Annotated in this window: 27 protein-coding genes; all 27 read right to left on the bottom strand. The window is 38.4% G+C overall.

All coding sequences use genetic code 11. The annotated features are described in order from the left end of the window. Positions 1–4: 4 nt before the first annotated feature. The gene (locus EMP01_RS04140) at positions 5–193 is read right to left on the bottom strand and encodes a hypothetical protein (protein ID WP_129020213.1); all 189 of its coding nucleotides are present in this window, start codon (positions 191–193) and stop codon (positions 5–7) included. 245 nt (positions 194–438) lie between these two features. Beyond that, positions 439–849 (bottom strand): hypothetical protein, encoded by a 411-nt coding sequence (locus tag EMP01_RS04135; protein WP_129020212.1) that lies wholly within the window; start codon positions 847–849, stop codon positions 439–441. A gap of 331 nt (positions 850–1,180) precedes the next feature. Further along, the gene (locus EMP01_RS04130; RefSeq protein ID WP_129020211.1) at positions 1,181–1,675 is read right to left on the bottom strand and encodes a hypothetical protein; all 495 of its coding nucleotides are present in this window, start codon (positions 1,673–1,675) and stop codon (positions 1,181–1,183) included. A 135-nt stretch (positions 1,676–1,810) separates the two neighbouring features. After that, entirely contained in the window at positions 1,811–2,137 is a 327-nt protein-coding gene (locus tag EMP01_RS04125; RefSeq protein WP_129020210.1) for a hypothetical protein, read from the bottom strand. A 539-nt stretch (positions 2,138–2,676) separates the two neighbouring features. Further along, positions 2,677–3,069, bottom strand: a complete 393-nt coding sequence (locus EMP01_RS04120; protein WP_129020209.1) for a hypothetical protein — start codon at positions 3,067–3,069, stop codon at positions 2,677–2,679. Positions 3,070–3,537: 468 nt separating this feature from the next. Then, on the bottom strand, positions 3,538–4,002 hold the full coding sequence (locus tag EMP01_RS04115; RefSeq protein WP_129020208.1) for a hypothetical protein: 465 nt from the start codon (positions 4,000–4,002) through the stop codon (positions 3,538–3,540). A gap of 377 nt (positions 4,003–4,379) precedes the next feature. Then, positions 4,380–4,709, bottom strand: coding sequence for a YrhB domain-containing protein (locus tag EMP01_RS04110; protein ID WP_129020207.1), 330 nt, complete (start codon positions 4,707–4,709; stop codon positions 4,380–4,382). A 351-nt stretch (positions 4,710–5,060) separates the two neighbouring features. After that, entirely contained in the window at positions 5,061–5,402 is a 342-nt protein-coding gene (locus EMP01_RS04105; protein WP_129020206.1) for a hypothetical protein, read from the bottom strand. Positions 5,403–5,409: 7 nt separating this feature from the next. Further along, positions 5,410–5,667 (bottom strand): hypothetical protein, encoded by a 258-nt coding sequence (locus EMP01_RS04100; RefSeq protein ID WP_129020205.1) that lies wholly within the window; start codon positions 5,665–5,667, stop codon positions 5,410–5,412. Then, a complete protein-coding gene (locus EMP01_RS04095; RefSeq protein WP_129020204.1) occupies positions 5,657–6,157 on the bottom strand; it encodes a hypothetical protein in 501 nt (166 codons plus the stop codon). Before EMP01_RS04095 ends, EMP01_RS04100 begins: the two co-directional genes overlap by 11 nt. 242 nt (positions 6,158–6,399) lie before the next feature. Next, positions 6,400–6,708: an RHS repeat-associated core domain-containing protein gene (locus EMP01_RS15790; RefSeq protein WP_129020203.1), complete on the bottom strand. Its 309-nt coding sequence runs from the start codon at positions 6,706–6,708 to the stop codon at positions 6,400–6,402. Between the two features lie 3 nt (positions 6,709–6,711). Then, positions 6,712–6,972 carry a hypothetical protein gene (locus EMP01_RS04085; RefSeq protein ID WP_129020202.1) on the bottom strand — a complete coding sequence of 87 codons (261 nt, stop codon included), beginning with the start codon at positions 6,970–6,972 and terminating at the stop codon, positions 6,712–6,714. A 255-nt stretch (positions 6,973–7,227) separates the two neighbouring features. Beyond that, positions 7,228–7,596: a hypothetical protein gene (locus tag EMP01_RS04080; protein WP_129020201.1), complete on the bottom strand. Its 369-nt coding sequence runs from the start codon at positions 7,594–7,596 to the stop codon at positions 7,228–7,230. A 1,279-nt stretch (positions 7,597–8,875) separates the two neighbouring features. Further along, complete coding sequence (locus EMP01_RS04075) at positions 8,876–9,355, bottom strand: hypothetical protein (protein ID WP_129020200.1); 480 nt, start codon at positions 9,353–9,355, stop codon at positions 8,876–8,878. Between the two features lie 134 nt (positions 9,356–9,489). Next, positions 9,490–9,687 (bottom strand): hypothetical protein, encoded by a 198-nt coding sequence (locus tag EMP01_RS15670; protein WP_237559466.1) that lies wholly within the window; start codon positions 9,685–9,687, stop codon positions 9,490–9,492. Positions 9,688–9,710: 23 nt separating this feature from the next. Further along, entirely contained in the window at positions 9,711–10,055 is a 345-nt protein-coding gene (locus tag EMP01_RS04070; protein ID WP_129020199.1) for a hypothetical protein, read from the bottom strand. A 187-nt stretch (positions 10,056–10,242) separates the two neighbouring features. Continuing rightward, positions 10,243–10,536 carry an RHS repeat-associated core domain-containing protein gene (locus EMP01_RS04065; protein WP_129020198.1) on the bottom strand — a complete coding sequence of 98 codons (294 nt, stop codon included), beginning with the start codon at positions 10,534–10,536 and terminating at the stop codon, positions 10,243–10,245. A gap of 319 nt (positions 10,537–10,855) precedes the next feature. Beyond that, complete coding sequence (locus tag EMP01_RS04060; RefSeq protein ID WP_129020197.1) at positions 10,856–11,197, bottom strand: hypothetical protein; 342 nt, start codon at positions 11,195–11,197, stop codon at positions 10,856–10,858. Between the two features lie 410 nt (positions 11,198–11,607). Then, positions 11,608–11,967 (bottom strand): hypothetical protein, encoded by a 360-nt coding sequence (locus tag EMP01_RS04055; protein ID WP_129020196.1) that lies wholly within the window; start codon positions 11,965–11,967, stop codon positions 11,608–11,610. A 270-nt stretch (positions 11,968–12,237) separates the two neighbouring features. Further along, the gene (locus EMP01_RS04050) at positions 12,238–12,567 is read right to left on the bottom strand and encodes a hypothetical protein (RefSeq protein ID WP_129020195.1); all 330 of its coding nucleotides are present in this window, start codon (positions 12,565–12,567) and stop codon (positions 12,238–12,240) included. Between the two features lie 416 nt (positions 12,568–12,983). Then, entirely contained in the window at positions 12,984–13,358 is a 375-nt protein-coding gene (locus tag EMP01_RS04045; RefSeq protein ID WP_129020194.1) for a hypothetical protein, read from the bottom strand. Next, positions 13,355–14,269, bottom strand: coding sequence for a hypothetical protein (locus tag EMP01_RS04040; protein ID WP_129020193.1), 915 nt, complete (start codon positions 14,267–14,269; stop codon positions 13,355–13,357). Before EMP01_RS04040 ends, EMP01_RS04045 begins: the two co-directional genes overlap by 4 nt. Positions 14,270–14,296: 27 nt before the next feature. Next, positions 14,297–14,644, bottom strand: coding sequence for an RHS repeat-associated core domain-containing protein (locus tag EMP01_RS04035; protein ID WP_129020192.1), 348 nt, complete (start codon positions 14,642–14,644; stop codon positions 14,297–14,299). A gap of 3 nt (positions 14,645–14,647) precedes the next feature. Next, the gene (locus tag EMP01_RS04030) at positions 14,648–14,908 is read right to left on the bottom strand and encodes a hypothetical protein (protein WP_129020191.1); all 261 of its coding nucleotides are present in this window, start codon (positions 14,906–14,908) and stop codon (positions 14,648–14,650) included. Between the two features lie 288 nt (positions 14,909–15,196). Then, positions 15,197–15,502 (bottom strand): hypothetical protein, encoded by a 306-nt coding sequence (locus tag EMP01_RS04025; RefSeq protein ID WP_129020190.1) that lies wholly within the window; start codon positions 15,500–15,502, stop codon positions 15,197–15,199. A 399-nt stretch (positions 15,503–15,901) separates the two neighbouring features. Next, entirely contained in the window at positions 15,902–16,231 is a 330-nt protein-coding gene (locus EMP01_RS04020; RefSeq protein WP_129020189.1) for a hypothetical protein, read from the bottom strand. Positions 16,232–16,233: 2 nt separating this feature from the next. Continuing rightward, entirely contained in the window at positions 16,234–23,562 is a 7,329-nt protein-coding gene (locus EMP01_RS04015; RefSeq protein ID WP_129020188.1) for a SpvB/TcaC N-terminal domain-containing protein, read from the bottom strand. Positions 23,563–23,572 lie beyond the last annotated feature (10 nt).

Genomic DNA, 23,572 nt, shown 5'->3' with positions numbered 1-23,572 from the left:
CCTCTTAACTAATGATAGCTGCGTTTTCATCTAATTCCAGTGAAGCCGATTGCAGGTGATTGCTGTACACATATCGGGTGAGGGTAGCTGCGGTATTATTATCGTCAGCAGCCGTGCAGTAAGTCCGGTTTTCGAGCATCGTAATGCGTCCGCTGTCGTCGCTTATATGCAGGGTCTCTCGTTCACAAATCAAAGAACTAGACAGTACTGAGTATGTCGAGGTATGGAATTTACGGTAACGCTCATTAATTATCTGAAAATTTCATCAACACTTTTGATACATTGCCCAAGGCATTTGGAGCTTTAAAATGCAAAGAAGGAAGACTATACAGTCTTCCTTCTTTATCTCTTAAATCAGAAATCTGATTTAAAGGCAACTACAAATGCATATGATTTATTAATCAATTGACGTTTTGAACACTACCCCCCAACTTAGGTTTAATTCTTCTTATTCAGAATCTCATCAATAGTCGTATCATTTACAGAATAAGGACTTGCAAGATTAATTACCAAATCTTTTTTGTCTTTTTCCGGCCAGCTAGCCCAATCATAATCCTCTATGTTAGAATACATTTCTATACATTTTTTAACCTGTGATTTTAATGTATTTAAAATACTAGGATACTCTTCTATGTTTTCAGTAACTGGTCGTTGATTATTACTCAACGCTCGATCATTTAAATGATTTATTAATTCACAATGTATTTCTGTGAACAGTTCTTTAAATATGGGACTTGAAATGACCTTGAGCATTTTTTGTTCATCATCAATTCCATATTTTAACATCCCAAAGACATTATAAAGTACTCTTAATTCTGCACTATCAAATGTTGATTTTAAGCCTTTCATTTATTTATAAATTTAAAATTATTATCTTTTAGGATTAGGGCCCCCTGCTGGCGCGCGCACCTTTGCGCGTGCTAATAGATAAAGTCCAAAGAACTATATACAATACTGAGCCTGTTGAAGTATCCAATTTACGGTAGATTAATTATTAAGTACAATAATGAAATAACCTGTCTACGCCAGGACATGTCGAGGCTTTGAGAAAAGGAGAAAATATTTTAAAAAAGAACCCCTGGTATCGGGAGATGCCGGGGGTGAGACAAATACCAATATATACTAGTTGATACAGTATATGTTTCACTTAGACTAATTGATATTTAATTTTTATTGAATTCTAATCTATTAATTCTTGCAAATAATCGATGTCTTGTATTATCCAGTATTTTTCCTCTAGCGGAACTCGGGATGAAAATTCTTCATATTTTCCTGTCCAACCAATGGGAATAAACAACTCCATTTGCAAAAGTTCACTATAAACTGAAAATAATTGATTTGTATCGAAGTCAATAAAAAGCTTGGGAAAAAGACCATAAGCTTCATTAAATGATTCCAGAGGAAGAGAACTTTCAAATAATATTCTTAATTCACATAAAGAAACCCGATAAGGCTCCATAGCTATCAGAAAAGCATCTGCAGTTTTCTTTTCTAAAATACCAATATCAAATCGTTCAGAAAAATCATTGTCGTTTTCGTCAAATGAATGGGAGTATTTCTCATAATCCATTATCCAAAATGTTTTGTCACTGCAAAACCATGAATACTTATTTTTCAATTTAACTAAAACAATAATGTCTGTTATTCCATCTAAGTTTTTAAGTTTATCTGTCATACTATACTTTCTTTAATTTTGGCATAAAATAAGGTGAATGGAAATTCCTCCTCTCAACTTAAGTAATTCTTAAGAGCTACTAATAAATCAAGAGTAGCCATCTAAAAATGCTATTACATTTAGCAAATCGGCACTCTATATCTCTTTAATTTCATCAAAATTATTGCATTCATAAATGTGTTGAATATCTCCAATTTTATTGAAAATTAGCTCGAAATATTCATCTTTAAGCGATTCATTGATAGCCTTTTTTAATGTTTCCTTTCTTAGGTCACTGACAATAAACATATCACTTGCCCAAAAGTATTTGCTAGTTCCCATTAACAACCTTATGTTAATAAGAGTAAATGCTGTAGCAACATAAACCGTTTGGTCCTCAAATACAACATTAATATCAATGTTGTCATTTTCAAAATTATCAATAGAATAACCTGTGGGGAATAGAATCTTAAATTTTCTCATTTTCCATAATCTGTTTAATTATACTTTCTGGATTCACCAGTTGGCGCAGGCACCTATATTGCTTGCTATGCAATCAAAATACTCACTATCGCGAACACCTGTATTCGCAGAATGGATCAAGTACAACGCACTATTATCGAATTTACAATAGATTAATTAGAAAGTACAGTAAGTATTAACCCGCCTACACCAGGACATATCTTGGTGTAGTGAAATGGAAAAATATTCTAAAAAAGAATACTGATATTTGGAAGAGTGCTTTAAATTAAAACTGGCACACGAGCTATGTGTGCCAGTTTTGCATAATTTTCTTTGTTTTTTTGAATTGATCATTCCGATTTTATATCAAAGTAATTGATTCTGCGAAAAGTTCTTGTCGAAGCAATAGATGAGAGTTGTGGCATATAGTTTGTTTGTTCCTTATTTGGTATCAATCATAGTACATTTTTGGGTAGATGCCTTCACGGAGCTCCAAAGCTAAATCAATAAATAACTCTTAAGTTGTTAATGCCCTCTATCTAATGCAATAAAATAGGATATTAATCTTGGAGCTCAAAAACAAATTTTCCGATAGATGGATTTCTAGTATATATGGGTTCAGGAATATTAATGCTAAAATACTCATTGAGTAACATTACTGTTAGACCTATAAAGCTCTCCACCTGATAATGTGCAGGATTGGTCTCTATTTCTTCAAATGTAACCTGTAAAATACTATTTTGAATCTGACTATTAAATAGGTGCAAATAATGGTTAATTGTGCTTTCAATCAAAGGAATGCTTTCCTTAAATGTTTTTGGAATATTATCGTTAAATAAAATACTTATTGGGACATTGTCGGATTCATCTTTATGTATAATTTCTATATTTATTGTTGCATCTATAGCAATTCCAATGCCATCTCGCATTGCCCTATATTTAAAACTCATCATTACTTTATTTTTAATTTGTTGAAAATACCTTTATTGAAATAATGTTTGGCAGCATAATCGTTAGCCAATCTCCTGCTGATGCAAGTAGCTTCTCACTAGCGCGTACCCCTGCGCGTGCAGAAAAGTAAAGCAGAATGTTGTATATCGAATATACTGTAGATTAATTAGAAAATGTGATGGAATAAATATCAAACAAAGGGATGTATTACATAATCCTAAAAAGCGGCATGGATTAGGTTCGGTGTTTCAGGGTTTATAGGGTGTCCGTGTTTATATAGCAAAGAAACGACCTGCCTACACCAGGACATGTCCTGGCGTAGGGAAATGGAAAAATATTTTTAAAAAGAACCCCGGTATCGGGAAGAGGGCTTTAAATAAAAACTGGCACACGAACTTCGTGTGCCAGTTTTTACTTAGGATCAAAATATTCCGATTTATAAGACTTACTCGTATCGAAAATTGGTTCTTTTACCATGCGCTCGCTAGATCAACAGTTATAACTTTGCCTTCATGGTGTACCAAAATCAAAGTGTTTTCGCTTTTAATGTAGAATATGTGATCGAAAGGTTCAAAAAGAGTTTCTTCAAATTTTAAGTTTGCCTTTAACGAAGTCATTTCTTTTGCTATAACCTTATAAGCTTCACCTGTCTTGAAGCAATCATCAAATACTAAAACAACTTCTTTGCCTGAATTTGTTAAATCACCTAATACTTCAGAGATGAAAAGATCATCAGATATTTCTTTCTTTCCATATTCCCAATCTTTCCAAAATGTCAAATCCTTAATGGTATATTCGAAATGCCTTTCATCCAAAACTTCTAATATTTGATTTGGCACTAATTCACAGATTAGTGACCATCCGTCCGAAAAAGCCTTTATATGTTGATTTAAATCATCTTTTAAGGATAAAAGTTTTACTATCTCAATATTCATTTATAAAAATTTTCTTTACCGTTAATAAAATATTTTTCAGATGTTCTAATCCTCCTGCTGGCACATGCACCTTTATCGCTTCCTATGCAATCAAAACTCTCACTTGCGCGCGAACCTCTGTGCGTGCAGAGAAAGTAAAGCAGAATGTTCTATATCGAATTTACGGTAGATTAATTATTTGAACTATGAAAAGAGCCCCCAGTATTTCAATACTGGGGGCTCTTTTTAAAATCAAATCTAGAATAATAATTAATCAAAGTATATTAGAATACCTAAATGAACGAAATAGTCATTCAAGAATCTAATTAGAGGTAATCTTAAAACAGCCATGTGATTAACTTATATGCCTGTTTGAGTAATAACTATTCATTTTCTATTCAATTAGGATAATTTGTGCATGCAGTTTTGAAAGTAAATAGATCATGTCTTAATTCTTTATATAATTTTAAGTAGATTTCTGGATCAAGTCGTGTTCCAGTAAGGACTATCTCGCTCGAATCTTTATCAAATATTATTGGCGCATTTCCTCCTAGTGCAAACATTATATTGCCAGTTTCTACAAATACCTTAGAATTGTAAAAAAACATCCATCCAAAATCGTCTTCGATCGTGGCGTTATCAATGATTATTAAATCAGTGTTCTTAAGATTTTTATTTTTTGATTTGATATATTCAAGAACTAATTTTTCTGCATCTGTTTTTGTCATAAAATTTTAATTATTTTGGTGTTGTATTAATGAACCAAAGATTTTCATAAGTTGAGAATTCCGAAGCGTCTATTCTACCTCCGCAGTTTTCTGTCAGTTTGCTGGTAGTTCTCTCTTTCACAAATCAAAGAACTACACAGTACTGAGCCTGTCGAAGTATCGAATTTACGGTAGCGCTCATTGATTATCTGAAAATTTCATCAACACTTTTGATACACTACCCGTTTTGAACACTACCCAACTTTGATACATTACCAAATAGCGTAGAATATTAATTATTGTTTATGAATGTAATACTCTACATTATTACATAACAAGATAAAAGTAGCACTATCCGAAAATAACATTACCCTAATAATGATAAGGATAATTAAATTTCCATGGAACATCGAAAGATAGAGGGTTTAAATTCTTTGTTTCTAAAAGCGTATTAAGCTCAGATAAAGAATGAATAAAAATTTCCTCTTTTATTTCATCTTGATCAAACCAATCTAAATCATTATCAATAATTTTTCTTGATAATTCTATTTCGAAATATTTGTATCTACCTCTATTGTCGCCTTCATCTAAAGGGTAAATGGCTATCCATTTTCTATTTTCGTCTTTAATAGGTTTGACCTCTGTGGCTATACAGCCTTTTGTCATGTTCAAGGTATTCCACACTTTCATTGAAAATTTTATTTCATTTTCCATATTTATTTTATCGTGGCCAAAAAATGTATAATCTAGGACCTTTAACAGGTTCAATTTGTAAATGTGGGGTAGCCCCATGAGGATTATCTGGACTATGTTGTTTTAACCATGATTTTCCATCTTTTAAAGTTTCAAATTCAATATCCCAATGATAAAAACCTTCTTTTTGTCCAAAATAGTCTCTGGAACCAGTTGGTGTAAGCCCTTCTGAATTTCTATAACCTTCCGCTTGGAATTTACCTAAAAACAGCTCTTCAGCTTCCATCTGCGACTTTGCCCAGATTTCTGTTTTCCCAGTATTTAATTCTGCTTCCGCAATTCTTAAACTTTTTGAAGACCATCCAAGCTCTCTTGCTGTAGTCACCCCTTTGATTTCTCCCCCCAACGAACATTGAGAGAATCGTTAATGCTCCTTCTGTTACCATCGAGCTCCTGGTGTAGCTGTCTCCGGTTTTAAACTTATTCACCATTCCTACACCAGTATGATATAATCCTGAATACACTTCGTTGGTGATATTAGGGAATAAACCAGACAAACCAGGATTTGTCGCAATAGAAAGTTTCCCCAGTCCAATTATGGAATTTACAGGATGCTTTGCCATTTCCCATAACCCGGTTAATGTACCACTGACAAAATTCCAAGCTCCATTAGTTGCTCCGGCAGCAATAGGATAGTTTTTCTTATAGCTTTCCCATAAATTATTCAATGACAATTCATCTGAGGCTGTTTTGGCTTTTGAACCGATATAAGCCATGTTGAATTTCTTTACTTCAGGGGCCTCTGGTGGCTTAGCGGTTTCAACAGCTGCCGCCGCTTTGGGTGGGGTACTTCTTCCAGAAGATGGGGCACCGCCTGCTGATCTTACTTTACCGGACTCAATAGTTCCATCCTGTTTGTAATGATTTCCAGTTATTCCATCGTGTACCTCACCTTCAAATGTACCCTTTATGCCTGATTTTTTAAATGCATCTCCATATACATCTCCTTCAAAAAACTTTAAATTACCAGCAGAGTTTCGGTACCAACCCCAACTTTTTCCCCTTCCATCCCACTCGGATCATTCCACATCACCGGATTATTAAACGCATAGTTGTATGGGCTCATACCCGCATATTTAGCCTCCAAAGGATCTACAGCCGTCCATCGGCACAACCAGGGAATATAATAGCGTGCACCATGATAGTACAAGCCAGATTCCTCATCCCGCTCTTTACCGGTATAGCGGTAGCGCTTGGCTACGGCATTAATGCTGGCATTAACGGCCTGGTAAGATGTGGTACCATAAGGATGATATTGCCAATCTATTTTTTATTCTTCATTTTGGAATTGGCGAATCTGCGCGGGCTTGATTTCCTCGTAACTAATAATAGCTGCGTTTTCATCTAATTCCAGTGAAGCCAATTGCAGATGATTGCTATACATATACCGGGTGAGTGTAGCTGCGGTATTATTATCGTCAGCTGCCGCACCATAAGTGCGGTTTTCGAGCATTGCAATGCGTCCGCTGTCATCGCTTACATGCAGGGTCTCTCTTTCACAAACCTGCACTGAGCTTGTCGAAGGTGTCAAAGAACTAGACAGTACTGAACCTGTCGAAGTATCGAATTTACGGTAACGCTCATTAATTATCTGAAAATTTCATCAACACTTTTGATACACTTACTTGTGATGAAGCGATTTTAAATGGGGTTTTTGCATTTAAATCAATCGCGGCAACCATATAGGTTGCCGCGATTGATTTAAAAATATTAGTACTTGAGGAATAAGATGCAGTACCAATAAGAGTTGTAATAAATGTCACCACTTTTGATACATTGCCAACTATTACACGGTTAAAATTCTACATTCAGGAAAGATAAAACTTTCAGAATCTCGGTGAAAAGAAAGATTGGGGATTACAATGTCTAGATCTTTGCCTAAGGCTTCTATAGTTGCATACAAAATAATGAGGTTATTGCTGTCAGCGGGCATCCAATCAATATTTTCAATATCGACTATTAATTCTCCCTTGGCAACCCATTTAAAATAATCGAAGAAAATATTAGCTCCTGCTTCGCATATTGTTTGCCATTGAGGATCTCCTTCATAGTTGAAAATAAGCTTGGTTTCTTTAACAGGATTCAAGTGTGTTTTTAAAACTATACCTGCATAACATCCTCTCATTTTGAGTTGTTCTCTAAATTGATAAAACATAGGGTTTTATTTAAAATATTTAATTAAAGATTTAAATGGTATGTTCACATTTTTCAATATGAAATATGTTCTTTTTAGCAATTCAGGATTTTGACTAATTCTGCTAAATTCCCACTCCGTAATTTTACCCAATTCCCACAGACTTTTACCATTATAGACTTGCTCATATAAACTAACATTTTTAGGCATAGTCATTGCGAATTTAACATCAACACCTGTTAAATTAAATAGTATTTTGCCTTTCGATTTTATTATATAGTCGGTTGCGTATTTAAAAGAAGATTCAAATGTTGAGAATTGCTTAAAAGCGTATCCCCGAATCTTGTCAAAATCGTGATAACTGATAGCGCCCCCGACTGGCGCGCGCGCCTTTGCGCGTGCTAAGAGATAAAGTCGAAAGAACTATATACATTACTGAGCCTATCAAAGTATCGAATTTAGGGTATATTGATTATAAGTGCATTTTTTAAAAAAGAACCCCGGTATAGGGAGATGCCGGGGGTATAATATATACTAGCTATTTTCTGATGAATACATCAATGACCTTTTCATCATATTCTGACAAATACTGTTGTTTATTATGTTCTGACTACATAAAATCCCCCTACGCTTGTTTCTCTAAATTGTTGCTTATTATGAAATACACCAAAAGCCGCAGCATTTATATAAGTACTTATTCTGTCTAGACTGGTTAATTTGAAAATGTACTCTTCTGAAGAATTCAAAACAACATAGTTATCCTATTAGGAATGGCAGATATAGTTAAACCTTTATAGCTTGTAATTATATTCAAACTATAAACTCCTTTAAATAAGATGTCAATATTATAATCTCTATTTCCATGTGCGTAGCTTCGTAACAAAAGCTCATAATTGCTCATTGGAAAGTGGATATATTTGAACTTTCCTAAATAGATAACATTGATACTTCTGTAAATTTATATTGATAAGTCAAGGTAATTAACACATATTTCTTATCAATGTAATCTAAAAGTTTATTAGCTTAAATCGCTTTATTTATATAATCTGCTTATTCTCTTTCTCTTTCAAATTCGGCCATAACCTTTTTATCCCTAGCCTTTTTATTATAATCAACCGGGGGACATATATGGCTAAAATCATTAAATGTCTCTAAATACTTCATAAACTATATAGTAAAAGAGAGGGCTTAAATGCCCTCTCTTATTTTTTATCCCCTACTTTACTATATAATATACAGGGAATGTACTCTTTTTTCCTTTGTTTCCTAAAAGCGGAGACTCAGTTTATATAATATGTCATTATAACAAATACTTTTTTACATTCTCAGGTATGCTTCTGTTATAGATAAATTGATCTACTTTGTCGAAGTCCATATTTTTGGGATATTTAGGTGTATCCACTGGCAGCCAAGGCTCTTCGCGGATCTGATAATTTTCATTGATTTGCAAAAATATATGTTTTGCTTGTAACTCAATATCATACACTTTTTGATTTTCAATTAAAGATTCACCTCCTAAAAATACTGACTCTTTGTAGTTATACTTATCGTTAAGCTTATTGACTACTACAATTTGATCTATTTTAAAAAAAAGCAACTCTTGGGCTATAATATAAGCATAATCAATGTATTGAATCTTTTTACTTGGATTTAACTCATGATTGCTAATCCCTAAGTTTAAATATGGAATTATTAAGTTGCTTTTGTTCTTTTCAATTTGTCCAAAGAAGGATTCAAAAGTATCCAATTCGTCAATGTTTTTTTCAAATACCAATTTCATAATTAATTTTTTTGTAAAATAATCTGATTTATTACACCAGTAACAGGCTTTTGTCCTCCAGTATGCATATATCCTAAATTTGGAACATTTTCTGTAGTACTTATCACAGTATATCCACTTAAGCCGTCAGCCTTTCATGTCCATATTTTTCTGAAAAAGGGATTGCTATATGTTCCTCTTATACTTACGACTGCACCAAGTCTTAATGATGTATTAATTTCAGTTAAAAATTCAGCTCTTGGATTATTAACTTGAACGGCATCAATACTTTCTGGGGCAAAATGTTTAGAAAAATTAGCCACACCATCTCGAATTCCAATATTCGCCTCCAAATCAAAATTAATCACGCCATCTGCTAAATTCGGATTAGCCCCCCCATAAGTTCCACCTTCGTGCTTTTTATAGGATTTGATTTTAGATAATTACTAGCACTTCTATAAGCCCCATAAGTTGAAATTGAAAGATTTAATAAACCTAAACCAATATCCACCTTATTGTCATTCTTTATTCCAGAATATGTTTGAAGTACTCCTAAAGAAGCTCCATACCCTGGAACAACAAGAGCCATTCCTCCTTGTACACCAACACTTGAAGCAAGACCGTGTCCATAAGGATCTTGTGTTGCCCTTTGCGCCATCTCATTCTTATACCATGCATCAAATTTTGCCTGATTTCGCCTTCTTATGTCCCCTGGTGTCAATGATGCTGCACCAGAAAGATATGTTTGATTTTGTCTGTAGGTATCAGCTGCAGCTTGCGCTTTTGCTTACTCCTTATTTTTTTCTACGATTGCTTTTCCCTCTGACGCACTTTTCTTATGGTATAATATTGGGGAGTTCCGATCGATCAGCAGGTATTGTGGTTGAAATTGTAGTTCGTCTATTTTTTTAAAAATCAGATGATATTGTTGGCTTTTTATAATCACTAGGATTAGGTCCTGGATTATAGTTAGTATTATCGCTTCTATCGGCAGGTAAGGGAGCAGGTGTGAAAAATATTTTTGGAGTATCTCCATCCTCCGGAGCCTTCCCATTCAAATCATTCCACATCACCGGGTTATTAAAAGCATAGTTATATGGGCTCATACCCGCAAACTTAGCCTCCAGAGGATCTGCCGCTGTCCATTTACACAACCAGGGAATGTAATAGCGCACAATGATAGTACAAGCCGCTTTCCTCATCGCGCTACTTACCGGTATAGCGGTAGCGTTTGGCTACGGCATTGATGCTAATTTTTTCGAAGGTGTCAAAGAACTTGACAGTGCTTAGCCTGTCGAGTATCGAATTTACGGTAGATTAGATTTGAAAGTGCAGCAATGAGGTAGCCCGTCTATTTACTGGCTATGTGAAATGGAAAAGTATTTTAGAAAAGAACCCCCGGTATCATGAGATGGCGGAGGCTCTTTTAATGACAAATTATTTTTTTCTTTATTAAACCATTTTTAATGAGAAAATTGAGGACTTAATGATTTTACTTAATATCAAAATTGACAAAAAAAATTATTGATTTCCATATAATCTAATGAATTTATGGTCAAAGAGTCTATTAAATCTTTCTAATAAATCAAGCTTTAAATTCTCGAAACCTAATTTTTGCCGTTCAATATTGTCAGTAAGCAATTCTAGAAAACCAACTTCTATAATATCATAGATTTCTTTATCTCCGGTATTAAATGAATTGACAAAATCGAAAAATTTCATGGCTTCTTTAATATCAATAGGCCCTCCCTTTTCAAAAATGGTAGTTAGCAAGCTATTCATATTTAATATCAGGCCATTTTCTTTAAATAAAAATTCTGGATATTCCAGTTTTATTTTTTTTAATATTTTATTTTCTATCATTTTAAAACTTTATTTTGTGAATAATCATAGTTTAACCCTTTCCATTGAAGGCCAGTATCTATTTGTTAAATCTGCAATTTGTTCGAAAATAGTACTTCTGTCCATTTCATTTAATTGTCCTTTATTTCCTTTCAATAAATCTCTGTAGGTATTTAAAGTCCTTGTCCTTTCTGTAAGTGCCCTTTTGTACTCCCCTGCTGGCGCGGGGAGCCCTGCGTGTGTAAATAGACTAAAATATAATGTACTATTGTCGAATTTACTGTAGATTAATTATAAGGTTTAATAATGAAACAACCAGTCTACGCCAAGATACGTTCAGGCTTTGAGAAAAGGAGAAAATATTTTTTAAAAAAGAGCCCCCGGTATCGGAAGGAAGATACCGGGGGAATTGGAATTTTTTTTAATGAAATTTATTTTTTGCTTTCTTCATCAAACCAAATTTGATAATCAGTTTGAGCATTATCTGGCACATTAAACCAATTTATATCTCTAAGCCATTTTAACAAATCTGAATATTGATCTTGTAGTGTTTGATTGTTATGGTAATGGATTCTGCAAGCTACCAAAAAAGGATGATCATGATGAAAATACAAATCAAAAAAATCATTTCCTGATTCATTTGAATCAGATTGCATTTTCGAATAGTAGTTATTGATCGCATTGATAATATCTTCAATAGTATTGTAGTTAAGGTACTTTTTGAGATATCTTGAAATAATCCGTATCGCCAATGCTGTATCTTCATCGGCAACAAAAAAGATTTTCTTCATGGCTCCGTATATTTTGGATTCCATAATTTAGCGTTTTAGAAATGCTGAAAGATACATAGTATACTTTATTGAATTTATTGTTTTCAATTGCTTGGCTTATCCTAATCTATAGAATGCAATTTTAAGCTCGTAGGAGAACTGAAATACACGTTACTGGATTTCTTTCTTTAGTTAATGTTTATGCCTTAAAAGTAAATATCGACAATATTTATAAAACATATAAACTGGCGCACGAACTTTGTGTGCCAATTTATAGAGCAATTTTACTTCTTAGCCAACATAACCAATAAAAGAGCCCTCTTCTTGTGCTAAAACTTGACTAATCTTATTAACTATAAAAGCCAGTCTTTCCTTTAAGAAATTAAAATCTTGAGTTTCTAATTCTTCTATATTGATACTTTTAGTCATTTGAGTTAGTTCTTCTAAAATGGGTTTAATTGATGATTGATCAAATATATAGCCAGACTGCATTGATAAAATAAGTTGAAGATTATTCTTCTTTGCGACTTTAATCCAACAACGATCAAAGAATAATTCTGTTGCAATGGGAATGTTGATTTCTGGATTGTTTTTAATTTTTATCGTTAAGGCTATTGACATATTTTATAGTTTTTATCTTCCAAATAAAGGATAGAATTTTCAATTAAAATATACTTGCTTTAATCTTTGAATTTGTTTATTAACTGCTTTTATAAGATCTGGATTTTGCTATCTATTAAAAAGTATAGTTCCTATTCTGTTGCACATACGTTTGTTAATCATTCAAAACCTCACTTGCGCGCGAACCCCTACGCGTGCAGAATAAATAAAGTATAATGCTCGATTATTGAATTTATAATGGATTGGTTCAGAGTATGATAGAATCAATGCCAAATTAATAAGTAGATAACCCTCAAAAGCTACATATCGCAGGTTCGCGTTTCAGAATTTTTTGATATACTTATCTCGCCGTCAGAGAAGTGTTGAAATTAAAATAATAAGTCTGAAGATCAATTCCTTTAGTGAGATTTTTAAGATTACCAAAAAAAGTACATATTCCGCCCAGTCTGTATGGAAATATTTAGTATGGATAAAATTTTTGAGACCATGTCTTTTATTTGTCCGTCCTTAAGTTTGGAATAATAATCTTTCACTTCATTATATACGATATTTTTTACCTCAATAGAGTCGATCCAGCTATCTTCTCCGACTTGAATCATACTTTCATTATTGTCGTTAATATAATCCAATATAGGGGTCTCATTTTGTAATATATACGCCTCTTCTTCATTCAGTGCAAAAACATTAGAGTGACCTATATGTTCAAAGCCCCAATTAATAATATCTGCATACTCGGTGTTTGTTTCATTTAGATTTTTGTCTGGAACAAAGATTAAATATTGTCTTTTCATTTTCTAACATTTTTGAAATGGGTTTGTGACTGTATATAATTTTTTGCTGCTTTACCACTAAGTTTATTGGTCGAGGGGACACGCCCATTCATATTTATGTATTGATTTTTATTGTGATCATAGATTCTGAAATAACTATTCTCATTGTCAAAAATTACTTCTATGTTTGTATTACGATTCAAAAATCTGGTTTTTACTCCGTCTGCCGAAATAATGCCACCTACTCCTGGGGCGAATTGACTTAGAGCATCATTTAGATTGGCTTCAACCCAATGAGGACTATATGTTTCATATGCAGCTTTTCGTTTTATTCTACTTGTCACACTGGAGGATAGTGGTTGTTCTGTAGTCCTAATTGCATCATCAATGAACTCTGAACCTTGAGTAGTACTAAATGTTGACCTCTGCCATTTTTCAGGATACGGACTTTTGAATCCTTGAGGTGCACGTATTTCCTCTCCTAGTCTAACCGCCCGTGTCGCTTTTGCATATGCGCCCACTGCTTCTGTAAGTACGGTGATTAGCACGTCTAAACCTAATTTTCCTTTTGCGGTATTGTCCCCATGTGAAGCAGCTTTTACATCAGCTGTAAAGTCTTCAATATTTTTTGCAAGAGCGTTAACGATCTGGAGTTGTGCATAGAATTGCATTGCTTGACCCACTGGGTCCAAATTAGAATGTTCTGGAGGCTTAGCAGGACTAATTTCGGCTCCGCTTGCCTCTATTAGTTTGTCTGCTAAACCTGCAAGCGCGCTTAGTATATCAGCGTATTCAGATGCTCTTGATTTTACACCTTGTAAATAATCCGCTGCTGCATTTTCTCCAGGAGAAGGCATTAAAATTGCTAGGACGGTAGCTGTGGGAGAAAACTGTGTTTTTGTTGTAGCAAGATTGATGCCAGCATTAATCAAATGACCAGTAATTTCACTTTGTAAACTCTAAATTTTATCATGAACTGGATGTCGTCCGATAATGGAAACTTCATCAAGATTAATTGGATTGGATTGTTTAAATCCTTCACCCTCCATTCCACTCGGATCATTAAACATCGCCGGGTTATTAAAGGCATAGTTGTAAGGGCTCATACCCGTATATTTAGCCTCCATCGGATCTACAGCCGTCCATCGGCACAACCAGGGAATATAATAGCGCGCACCATGATAGTACAAGCCGCTTTCCTCATCTCTTTCTTTGCCGGTATAGCGGTAACGCTTGGCCACGGCATTAATGCTGGCATTAACCGCCTGGTAAGATGTGGTGCCATAAGGATGATATTGCCAATCTATTTTTTATTTTTCATTTTGGAATTGGCGAATCTGCGCGGGCTTGATTTCCTCGTAACTAATGATAGCTGCATTTTCATCTAATTCCAGTGACGCAGATTGCAGGTGATTGCTGTATACATAACGGGTCAGGGTAGCTGCGGTGTTATTATCATTAGCAGCCGTACCATATGTCCGGTTTTCGAGCATCACAATGCGTCCGCTGTCATCGCTTATATGCAGGGTCTCTTTTTCACAAACCTGCACTGAGCTTGTCGATGGTGTCAAAGAACTAGACAGTCTTGATGCTGTCGAAGTATCGAATTTACGGTAGATTTAGAAATTTTGATAGAATAGTATCAAATAAAGGAGTGCAGTGCTTAACCCTGAAAAATAGAAAAGATGTAGGTTCGGTGTTTCAGGGTTTATAGGGTGTCTGTGTTTATATAGCAAAGAAACGGCCCGCCTACGCCAGGACATGTCGAGGCTTTAGGAAAAGGAAAATATTTTAGAAAAAGAACCCCCGGTATCGGATGCGTAATTTAAAATAATAGAGTCATACTTAAAGTTATAATACTACCTTCTCATATTAGCCTCCATCTCAGATGTAAAAACTCCTATATCCTGTAATTCATAGTTTATTACATCCATTTTCTTTATTTCATCAGAATATACAGAATTTAGCTTTGTGTTTTGGGGAACTTTCATTCGAGATAGCTGAACTGCTTTATGTGTAACTGAACACCAAATTAAAAGATAGCCTAAATTTGTTTCTTTATCTACTATAACAAAGAGTGTTTTTAATATTCCATCTTTACTGTATGGTGAGGGGATGTCCTGCTCTCCATTTAAAATTCTTATAAAAATCTTTTCCCAATTCATGTTAATTACTTTTTATTGTTGAGATAATGTTGCCAAAATGTATTTTCAATACCATATGCTGCACTTTCAAATACTTCACCCATTACACTTGATTTAAAGGCCCAACTGGCGTGCACCCCCTGCGCGTGCTAAGAGAGTATCGAATTTACGGAAGGTTTCATAGTTGTTCCAAATACGAGACCAACGGTTTTTATTGTTCGCCCATAAATCTGTGACACTTAGTTTTATTTGATCTCATCAGAGGCTATTATTTAAGTTAGAACTACAAAAGGCAGCCTTAGGGCTGCCTTTTGTAGTAATTATTTTGATATCAATATATTCTAGTATTTGCTAGATATGAAATATTTTAGTAAAAATAAGAAAGCTTATACACTACTTTCCAAAATGGAAACAATCTAATCAATAAAAATCTAAATAATCATCTAAAAACTCACCCTGTACCCCATATTCAATATCATACCATGCAAATGGGTTGTTCAATGAGTTTGTACTAATATCTAATCTAGCAAAGAAGTATGGGGCCCTTTTGTTGTGATTTAATATGTGTAAACTTATGCCAGAAAAGATCAGAACCAAATCATTACCTTTCGCATATTCATCAATTTCATTTTTAATTTCAATGTTTTCTTCATTATGAATGAGACGAAAAAAGGATTGAGTTAAATCATCTTTTATTTTATCAATGTTGCATGATGTAGAAAATTGATTCTCGATTTCTAATAAGTTCATATTTATTTATTTAGTAAGTAATCAAAAACAAGAGCACCGTTATTATCTAGCCTTCCGTATAATCTATAATGACTTACACCTTTTCCTAATATTTTAATCTTGTATTCATAAAGGTTTCCTGCATGCTCGATTTTTTCCCCAGTGGTTAATCGGATAATTCCGCTTCCCCCTTCTCTCGTTGGTGCAAACCCTTTATCCATAGCAGATTTAAATTTATCCTGTAATCCCAATTTTGTTAATTTATTCCATACATCATGATTAATCCATCTGGCTTCTACTTGTAATGAATTCGCTCCGACCGCCCTAGTGACGGCATTACGACTTGATCCTGCAATTTCATCAATAGCAGTAGCCATTTTTGCTAATGATCCTTCCAGCATTTCAGACGTCATCTGTGTTGTCATTTGACGCGTTAGATTAAAGACAGAAATATTAAATGCGGAAATTTCGGATTTTGTTAATGCTCCTAGCATTTCTACCATCGAAATACTTGCCTTTCCTGCAGCTTTCAAAATTCCCGGCCCGATTATATCAAGTGGACTATCAGAAAGATAAACTACCCCACTTCCAGAATTTTTAAGACTGAAATTACTGGCTAATTCTCCTGATTTATTTTGTAAAAGATCGTAAAAGTCAGGTGAAATTAAACCTTTATTAGATTTTAAGAATTGTAATGCAGCATCATCGGCTTTAGCAAGTGCTTCATTATTTCCAACCCCAAATCCAAAAATATATCGTTTTTCATCACCTACTGCAGCATGAATTAATCCAACCATTGGGTTAGCCATCATATTGATGTAGTCGTCCTCTGCATACCAACCACTTGCATTCTTGTCATCCTGAATGTGGAAATAAAAATTGGTTGAAGACGTGAATGTGGCTGCTTGTCCGCCGGGCCCAGAGATTGTTGTGGAGTAGGTTAAAGTTTTCTTTTGACCTTCACGCATTCTTGTATCAATAACATCAACAGTCTCTCCTACACCTCCCATGAATATTTCATCTTTATCACTCCCCGGACTCGCCCCACTCAAGTCATTCCACATCACCGGGTTATTAAAAGCATAGTTATATGGGCTCATACCCGCAAACTTAACCTCCAGAGGATCTACCGCTGTCCATCGGCATAACCAGGGAATATAATAGCGTGCACCATGATAGTACAAGCCACTTTCCTCATCCCGTTCTTTGCCGGTGTAGCGGTAGCGTTTGGCTACGGCATTAATACTGGCATTTACGGCCTGGTAAGATGTAGTACCATAAGGATGATATTCCTCATAGCTGATGATATTGGCATCCTCGTCCAACTCTAAAGATGCCGATTGCAGGTGATTGCTGTACACATATCGGGTCAGGGTAGCTGTGGTATTATTATCGTCAGCAGCCGTGCCGTAAGTCCGGTTTTCGAGCATCGCAATGCGTCCGCTGTCATCGCTTACATGCAGGGTCTCTCTTTCACAAATCAAAGAACTATTGTCGAATTTACGGTAGATTTCATAATCACCCAAATAAATCCGCTCCTCTGCAATCGTACCTTTTATGGTATGCTTGCGGATACGCTGACCACCACCATACTGGTAATAAGTAGTGTCTGTACCTTTCACCACCGAAGCCAGTTCGTTATGATGGTTCCAGGCCATGTTATTCATATGCGGTAAGGCACTCATATTGCCCCGTACATCATGTGCATAGGTGTAGGTATCGCTACCCACCGTAGTACTCAGTAATCGGTTATGGCTATTGCTGTAGGTATAAGTGCGGGTATAGCTCGCCGTGCCGGCACTATGCTGCAGTTCAAGAATATTGCCCACCTCGTCGTAGGTATAGTATTGCGTATACCTTTGTACCCCTGCACCATCTCCTTTATGGGCCACCTTCCAGGAGGTGTCGGTGAAATTATCCGTTACCTCAAAGTCATTAGTGCCTTTCTGTTCACGCCCCTCCGCTTGGATGAGGCGATACAGTGCATCGTAGGTAAAGACCTGATCGGGGCTCACCACCGTATTGTCGAAGAACAACGTTTGTTGTGCCGCATCGGTAATACGGGTAATATTGCCCGAAGGATCATAGATATAATTCAGGTCCTGCAAAATGTCGTTGGTGCTGAGCTTCACTGTAAGCAGGCGACGCAGACTATAAGTAAAGGGGTCGTTGGTATACGAAGTCTTGGTACCATTACCATACCAGATGGCCTGCCTTTGTCCTTTGGCATCATGTACGATCTCCTGAACATAAATCGTTCCGTCAAGCTTCACTTGCTGTAAAGCCCCACTGCGTGCAAAAATGTAATGATGTTCATGCCCGCCCGGGTCGGTAGTTTTAGCCGCTCTGCCCAGTGCATCATATTGTATGGTGGCCGTAAATACTTCGGTACTTAAAGCCGGAGCATTGTCCCAGTCTACTTCTGTGATGGTCGCACTGCTGAGTAATCGTTGTGTGCTTTCCAGCGGAGCGCCTTTAAAATCGTATTGCACCGCCTGTTGTTTGCCACTGGCATCAAAGTGCTCATACACTTGTCCGCGCAGGTTCAGTGCGGTATCGTCGGTTTGCTCTTCACCATAAATCCAGTATTCGGGTTTAGTGGTTGTAAGACCAATCGTCAGGTAACGCGCTAATGGGCGGCGCAGTACATCATAAGTCATATAGGTTTTGCGATCCTCTGCATCCCAGGCGTAGAGCGGCTGTCCGGCTACGTCCAATAAGGTGTAGGCCGTGCCACTGTCGATACTTTCCTGGTGGCAAGGTGCCTGCAGCATATTATAACGGTATTGTAAAGGCTGCAATCCGCGGCCATCGAACATCGAAATCCTTTGTCCCTGTATATCCAACACCTCATAACTTTCAATAAAGGTTGTCGCATCGCTTTGCTGTATGGAAAAGAAACCACGGGCTAAAGAGTCAGTATGAACGATGGTTGGTGTGTTGGCATGTGCGGCTGCTTTTGTAGCGGCTTCCTGTTCAGCAGTACCTAAGGTACCACCAATGCGGGCTGTATACCAGTCACTTTCCAGCACGGTATCATTTGCATCCCATAACTCCTGCTCCCAGGCGGTCCATCGGGTACGGCTAAAGGTACCATCCGGCACCTGCGTTTCGCGCACACGACCTACCGGATCATAAAATACTTTTGCACTTACACCCTGTGCTTCAGCCTGTTCTGTTGTATCGCAGAGATGGGTATCGCTGAAGTAGGGCTCGTACTGCATAATCGCATTGCCCTTATTGTTATACACCGTTCTTCCAGTTCCGATCCAGTCTTGATCCTGTGCCACATCGGCAATCGCTTTGTGCATAATTAATCTGCCGAAGCCATCGCTGTAACTCAGTCGGATCAATAGTTCCGGCGTATTAACGGCCGTTCCGTATGTGTGCTCTGTGCAGGCAATCATGCCTACACGCACCGGAAGGCTGTTCATATCATAGATACAACGCCAGGTAGCATCCTGTAAGAGTTCCTCTGCAATGCTGTCCGGGTTGCTCCAGAAGGTTTGCTGGTTAGCCAGATCGGTAACGCTATCAATGTCCAGGCCACTCAGCGTATCTCCTTCAGTACCCTCGTCTTTACCTTTAACGGCCATAGCCACGGCCATACCCAGAGCATCGTACAGCACTTCACTGATATTATTGTTGGCATCTTTCATCCGCTCTGGCTGCAAGGTATACCAGTTGTAGCGCAGCACTTCACTGCTGTTGCCTATCGCATCGGTCACCTTCTTAGGCAGCATGCGATCATTGTCCCAGAATTCCACTACGGTCACATTATCCCAGGGATCAGTAAAAGTGGTTGGTGTGTAGAAATGCTGTTGTGGCAGATCATATGTTGCCGTTCCGGAGGGAATCCACCAGGCACCATCCATATCCACATATCCGCCTTCTTCCAGCATGGTATCATTGACCCGGCTGTCATAGGCATAGGCCAGGGTAGTGTCCGTAATAGCTTTCTGGTAACTTTCATATCCTAAGCCCAGGGTATCCAGCGCTCCAAAAGCCAATACCGTAGTGGTATCATTACCCAGGAATTTTGTTTTTCCATGGCTCAGCAGTCTGCGCGTACCCAATGTACTGCTTTGACTGTAATCGATTTCAGTTGTATCAGCGATTGCTGCTTTTAGCCCGGAGATGCTATACAGGGGCTCATTTACCGGAGCAGCGATGCGCACTTCATAGGCCTTCTGTTCATATGGCACCCGCAGGCGATAATGCTGTGGCGTGATGGCATCTTCGGTAAAAGTATTGGTACTGTAAGTGATGTGGAGCTTTGCCTGCTCCTGCTGTACGATTGTCGGCAGACTGGTATCACTATGCTTACGGGCATAGGCGATCTGTACCTGCTCTTTCGGATTGCCATACGCATCTGTTGATAAAGTCAGCTGATGCATGATGCGCGGATCTTCCATATTTCCTTCACAACTGAAGGCGATCTGCTGTTCCTGCAAACTCATAAAGGAGGCATGTATGGGTGCGTGCCAGTTGGCATTAACCGGTGCTGGCTGTACCTGTTTTACGGCATAGGCAAATGCTGTCACCGTATAAATGTGCGGTAATTCATTTTGGGGTAAGGCATATACTTCCTGTCTCAGCGGACTGCCTTTCAATGCGCGACAGGCTTCTCTTTGCTGCAAAGCATCCATACCCTGCGGCATTGTAATAATGGGTCTTGATTGACCATCTGCAAAAGGGGTATCCCAGCCTTCGAATGCTAAATATTCTTTGGCAAATTCCTGGTGAATGGCATCACCGCGCAGCCAGGCCCCGGTATGGTACCAACTTTTGGTCAGTACGGGTTCCTGGTCCATGCTGCCTTCGGTATGATCTACCGTTTCGATATCCACCGTTTCTACATATCCAAAGCCGCGGAACTCACGCTCTTCATGGTCGTAATAACCATGACGATAACGATAGCTTTGGGCAAAACGAGTATCGCTCACAACATCATAAGTCGTAACCGTATCGATACAATGCACCGGGAAAGGCAAACGGGTAGCCCATTTCAGCCCCTCCTGTTTGTCCTGCAGGTAATACTGGGTAGAGGTTTTGTAAGATACACTTACGGTTTTACCGGTACCGTTATGGTACTGTACGAGTAAGTGTGGCTTAATGCCTGCCATCAGGTCGATATACTGTATAGGAGCATCGGCATATTTAGGCAATGGAGAACTCCATACCAGGCAGGCTGTTCCCGTGCCCAGAAAATCCATCACCGCCAGTTTGCTGAATGCATCGGTTGCCGGCAGCGGATTGATCTCTACTGCTTCGGAGAAGGCGTTACCACAATGGTTGATCCAGGCGGTACAGTTGTAGCCATCGGTATAAATAATATCGGCAGCTCCCGTGCCACTAATGTCCGAAAGGCTGATGTAGAGCGGGTTGAAGAGGTCTGTTTCCGCCATAAGCGGTGCATTGCTCATGCTCACTTTTGCTCCGAAACGACCATAGCCCATATTAGGCCAGTAGCAGACTTCACCATTGCGCACACGCACCAGGTCGGTCATACCATCGCCATTCATATCGGCCAGAAAGATGCTCTGCACTGCATCGCGCAACAGTAAAGAAGGTCCTTTTTCTTCATCGGTATATACCGGACTGTTTCCTCCAAAATCAAAACCGGTCTTGCCTTCATTCTCCCACCAGGTCCAGGCGCGGTCTTCGGTGATCAGCACATCGGCACGGCCATCACCATTCAGGTCCAGCATTTTGGTGAATGGGCTATTCCAGTCAATATTGATATTTTTTTCAAACGTGCGGAAAGGCTCCCATTTGCTTTTGTATTCGGTATAGGCATCTGGTCCGTCCAGCTGCCAGTAGCCTTTGGCCAGCTGTGCATCCACTAATTGTCTGCGGCCGTCTGCATCCAGATCCTGCCACTGCAAACCATTGCCCAGGCCGGAGAAATTAGGCTTTTCCGCTACTTGTTTGGGTGCGGCAAATTGTCCGTTACCCAGGTTATGTTTATAGTACCAGTTACCCTCCTGCTCGCTCAGGATACCGCTGATGCCTTCTCCCTCCAGATCGGTCCACTGATAAGGACCCGTTAAGCCCTGTGGTGCACCACGGAAAGATGCTGCATCGACTTTATGAATAGTAGTATCCCATACCAACGGACTATATTCCATAGTCATGGCCGGTAAGGCTTTGAAAATATAGTTGCCACTGCCATCCAACTTGTATCCCTTTGATAGGGCTGCTGTAATGAAGTCTGCTTCCAGCGTTTCTGCGGTAGTTTGGGTATCACTTTTATACTGCAGTTCCAGGCTGCGGACCAGCGTTGCTGCACCATCGTTTAAATCTTCAAAACGGTGGAACATCAACACACGCTGAATCTTGCGCCAGGTGCGGATCTCAAAACCTGCGTGGAAACCAGAACTGGCATCCTTTCTGCACGCCCAGTTCTGATCAGGGACCAGATTTTCGCCGGAGTGGTCACCGTAGTCTATGACGGCTTCCATCAACCATTCTGTGTCCGGTAGTGTTGGTTTCCAGGTGTCGGCTTCTGCAATGAAATAAGGAGTACGGTTGCTATAACGGACCGTTTTCAGGTATGTATTGGTACAGGCTGCGGTTCCGTTCAGTCGATTGCGCTCGAATACATGATCCGGAACATTATCCAGGTTCTCTGCAACATATACAAACTGCTGCACATTTCCTTTATGGTCTACTACCATATCAGGCAGCCATTGGAAGATACGTGTAGCATCAGCTGGATCGGCGATCCGGCTTGCAGCATTGAGTCCGTAATAAGTAGTGATATTGTCTTTTGTAGTGACGCGCCACCACACTTGTTGTCCCTGGCTGATCTGCTCGATGCGGGCAAATAAACCTTCGATGCGCGGACGATATTTTTTTACCGTATAGATCCCTTCTGTGGAGATCAGGCGATTTGCCTGTGCATCCAGTTCCGGAATCAAATCCTCGGCACCGGCCAGCAGGAATACGTCACTTTCATGTGCGTCGTCATATTCCGGCAAACGCTTGTCTGTTTTACGTTGAATAGAAGGCAGGCCCAGGTTCCATCCCAGTCCGCAGATACCATTACCACCGCCACTGCTGTAGCTGATCGATAAGGCAGGAGAGAAACCTCCTCTGCCCCCTGTAAGGGGCAGAGGGATTTCTACTGAAGCTGTTCCGTTCACGGCATTGACCGTAAACTTCTCATCTATCCCCCTGATCGCGCCTCCCCCTTTGGGGAGGGCGATAGCGGGCGCAGCGCTTTTGTAATAAGGACTGCGGTCCTCGTCCTGTTTTGGTTGGACGCTGTATTGTTCCAGGGGCGAGGCCTTTGCGGCCTGGCTCCTGGTTTGTTCTTGATTATTGTATTGCTGATCTGTATTTTTCATGGTTACATCA

The sequence above is a fragment of the Edaphocola flava genome (assembly GCF_004118155.1).
GTDB lineage: Bacteria > Bacteroidota > Bacteroidia > Chitinophagales > Chitinophagaceae > Edaphocola > Edaphocola flava.
The sequence above is the reverse complement of the archived record's forward strand: the minus strand, read 5'-3'. Positions and strand labels throughout refer to the sequence as shown.

Bases quoted from the DNA above. Each gene is read 5' to 3' on its own strand.
- EMP01_RS04065 (WP_129020198.1), bottom strand. From the start codon at position 10,536: ATGAGGAAAGCGGCTTGTACTATCATTGTGCGCTATTACATTCCCTGG.
- EMP01_RS04075 (WP_129020200.1), bottom strand. From the start codon at position 9,355: ATGAAATTGGTATTTGAAAAAAACATTGACGAATTGGATACTTTTGAA.
- EMP01_RS04100 (WP_129020205.1), bottom strand. From the start codon at position 5,667: ATGGAAGCTGAAGAGCTGTTTTTAGGTAAATTCCAAGCGGAAGGTTAT.
- EMP01_RS04125 (WP_129020210.1), bottom strand. From the start codon at position 2,137: ATGAGAAAATTTAAGATTCTATTCCCCACAGGTTATTCTATTGATAAT.
- EMP01_RS04110 (WP_129020207.1), bottom strand. From the start codon at position 4,709: ATGACAAAAACAGATGCAGAAAAATTAGTTCTTGAATATATCAAATCA.
- EMP01_RS04135 (WP_129020212.1), bottom strand. From the start codon at position 849: ATGAAAGGCTTAAAATCAACATTTGATAGTGCAGAATTAAGAGTACTT.
- EMP01_RS04080 (WP_129020201.1), bottom strand. From the start codon at position 7,596: ATGTTTTATCAATTTAGAGAACAACTCAAAATGAGAGGATGTTATGCA.
- EMP01_RS04120 (WP_129020209.1), bottom strand. From the start codon at position 3,069: ATGATGAGTTTTAAATATAGGGCAATGCGAGATGGCATTGGAATTGCT.
- EMP01_RS04105 (WP_129020206.1), bottom strand. From the start codon at position 5,402: ATGGAAAATGAAATAAAATTTTCAATGAAAGTGTGGAATACCTTGAAC.
- EMP01_RS04055 (WP_129020196.1), bottom strand. From the start codon at position 11,967: ATGAAGAAAATCTTTTTTGTTGCCGATGAAGATACAGCATTGGCGATA.
- EMP01_RS04025 (WP_129020190.1), bottom strand. From the start codon at position 15,502: ATGAATTGGGAAAAGATTTTTATAAGAATTTTAAATGGAGAGCAGGAC.
- EMP01_RS04060 (WP_129020197.1), bottom strand. From the start codon at position 11,197: ATGATAGAAAATAAAATATTAAAAAAAATAAAACTGGAATATCCAGAA.
- EMP01_RS04050 (WP_129020195.1), bottom strand. From the start codon at position 12,567: ATGTCAATAGCCTTAACGATAAAAATTAAAAACAATCCAGAAATCAAC.
- EMP01_RS04130 (WP_129020211.1), bottom strand. From the start codon at position 1,675: ATGACAGATAAACTTAAAAACTTAGATGGAATAACAGACATTATTGTT.
- EMP01_RS04115 (WP_129020208.1), bottom strand. From the start codon at position 4,002: ATGAATATTGAGATAGTAAAACTTTTATCCTTAAAAGATGATTTAAAT.
- EMP01_RS04095 (WP_129020204.1), bottom strand. From the start codon at position 6,157: ATGGCTTATATCGGTTCAAAAGCCAAAACAGCCTCAGATGAATTGTCA.
- EMP01_RS04015 (WP_129020188.1), bottom strand. From the start codon at position 23,562: ATGAAAAATACAGATCAGCAATACAATAATCAAGAACAAACCAGGAGC.
- EMP01_RS04045 (WP_129020194.1), bottom strand. From the start codon at position 13,358: ATGAAAAGACAATATTTAATCTTTGTTCCAGACAAAAATCTAAATGAA.
- EMP01_RS04020 (WP_129020189.1), bottom strand. From the start codon at position 16,231: ATGAACTTATTAGAAATCGAGAATCAATTTTCTACATCATGCAACATT.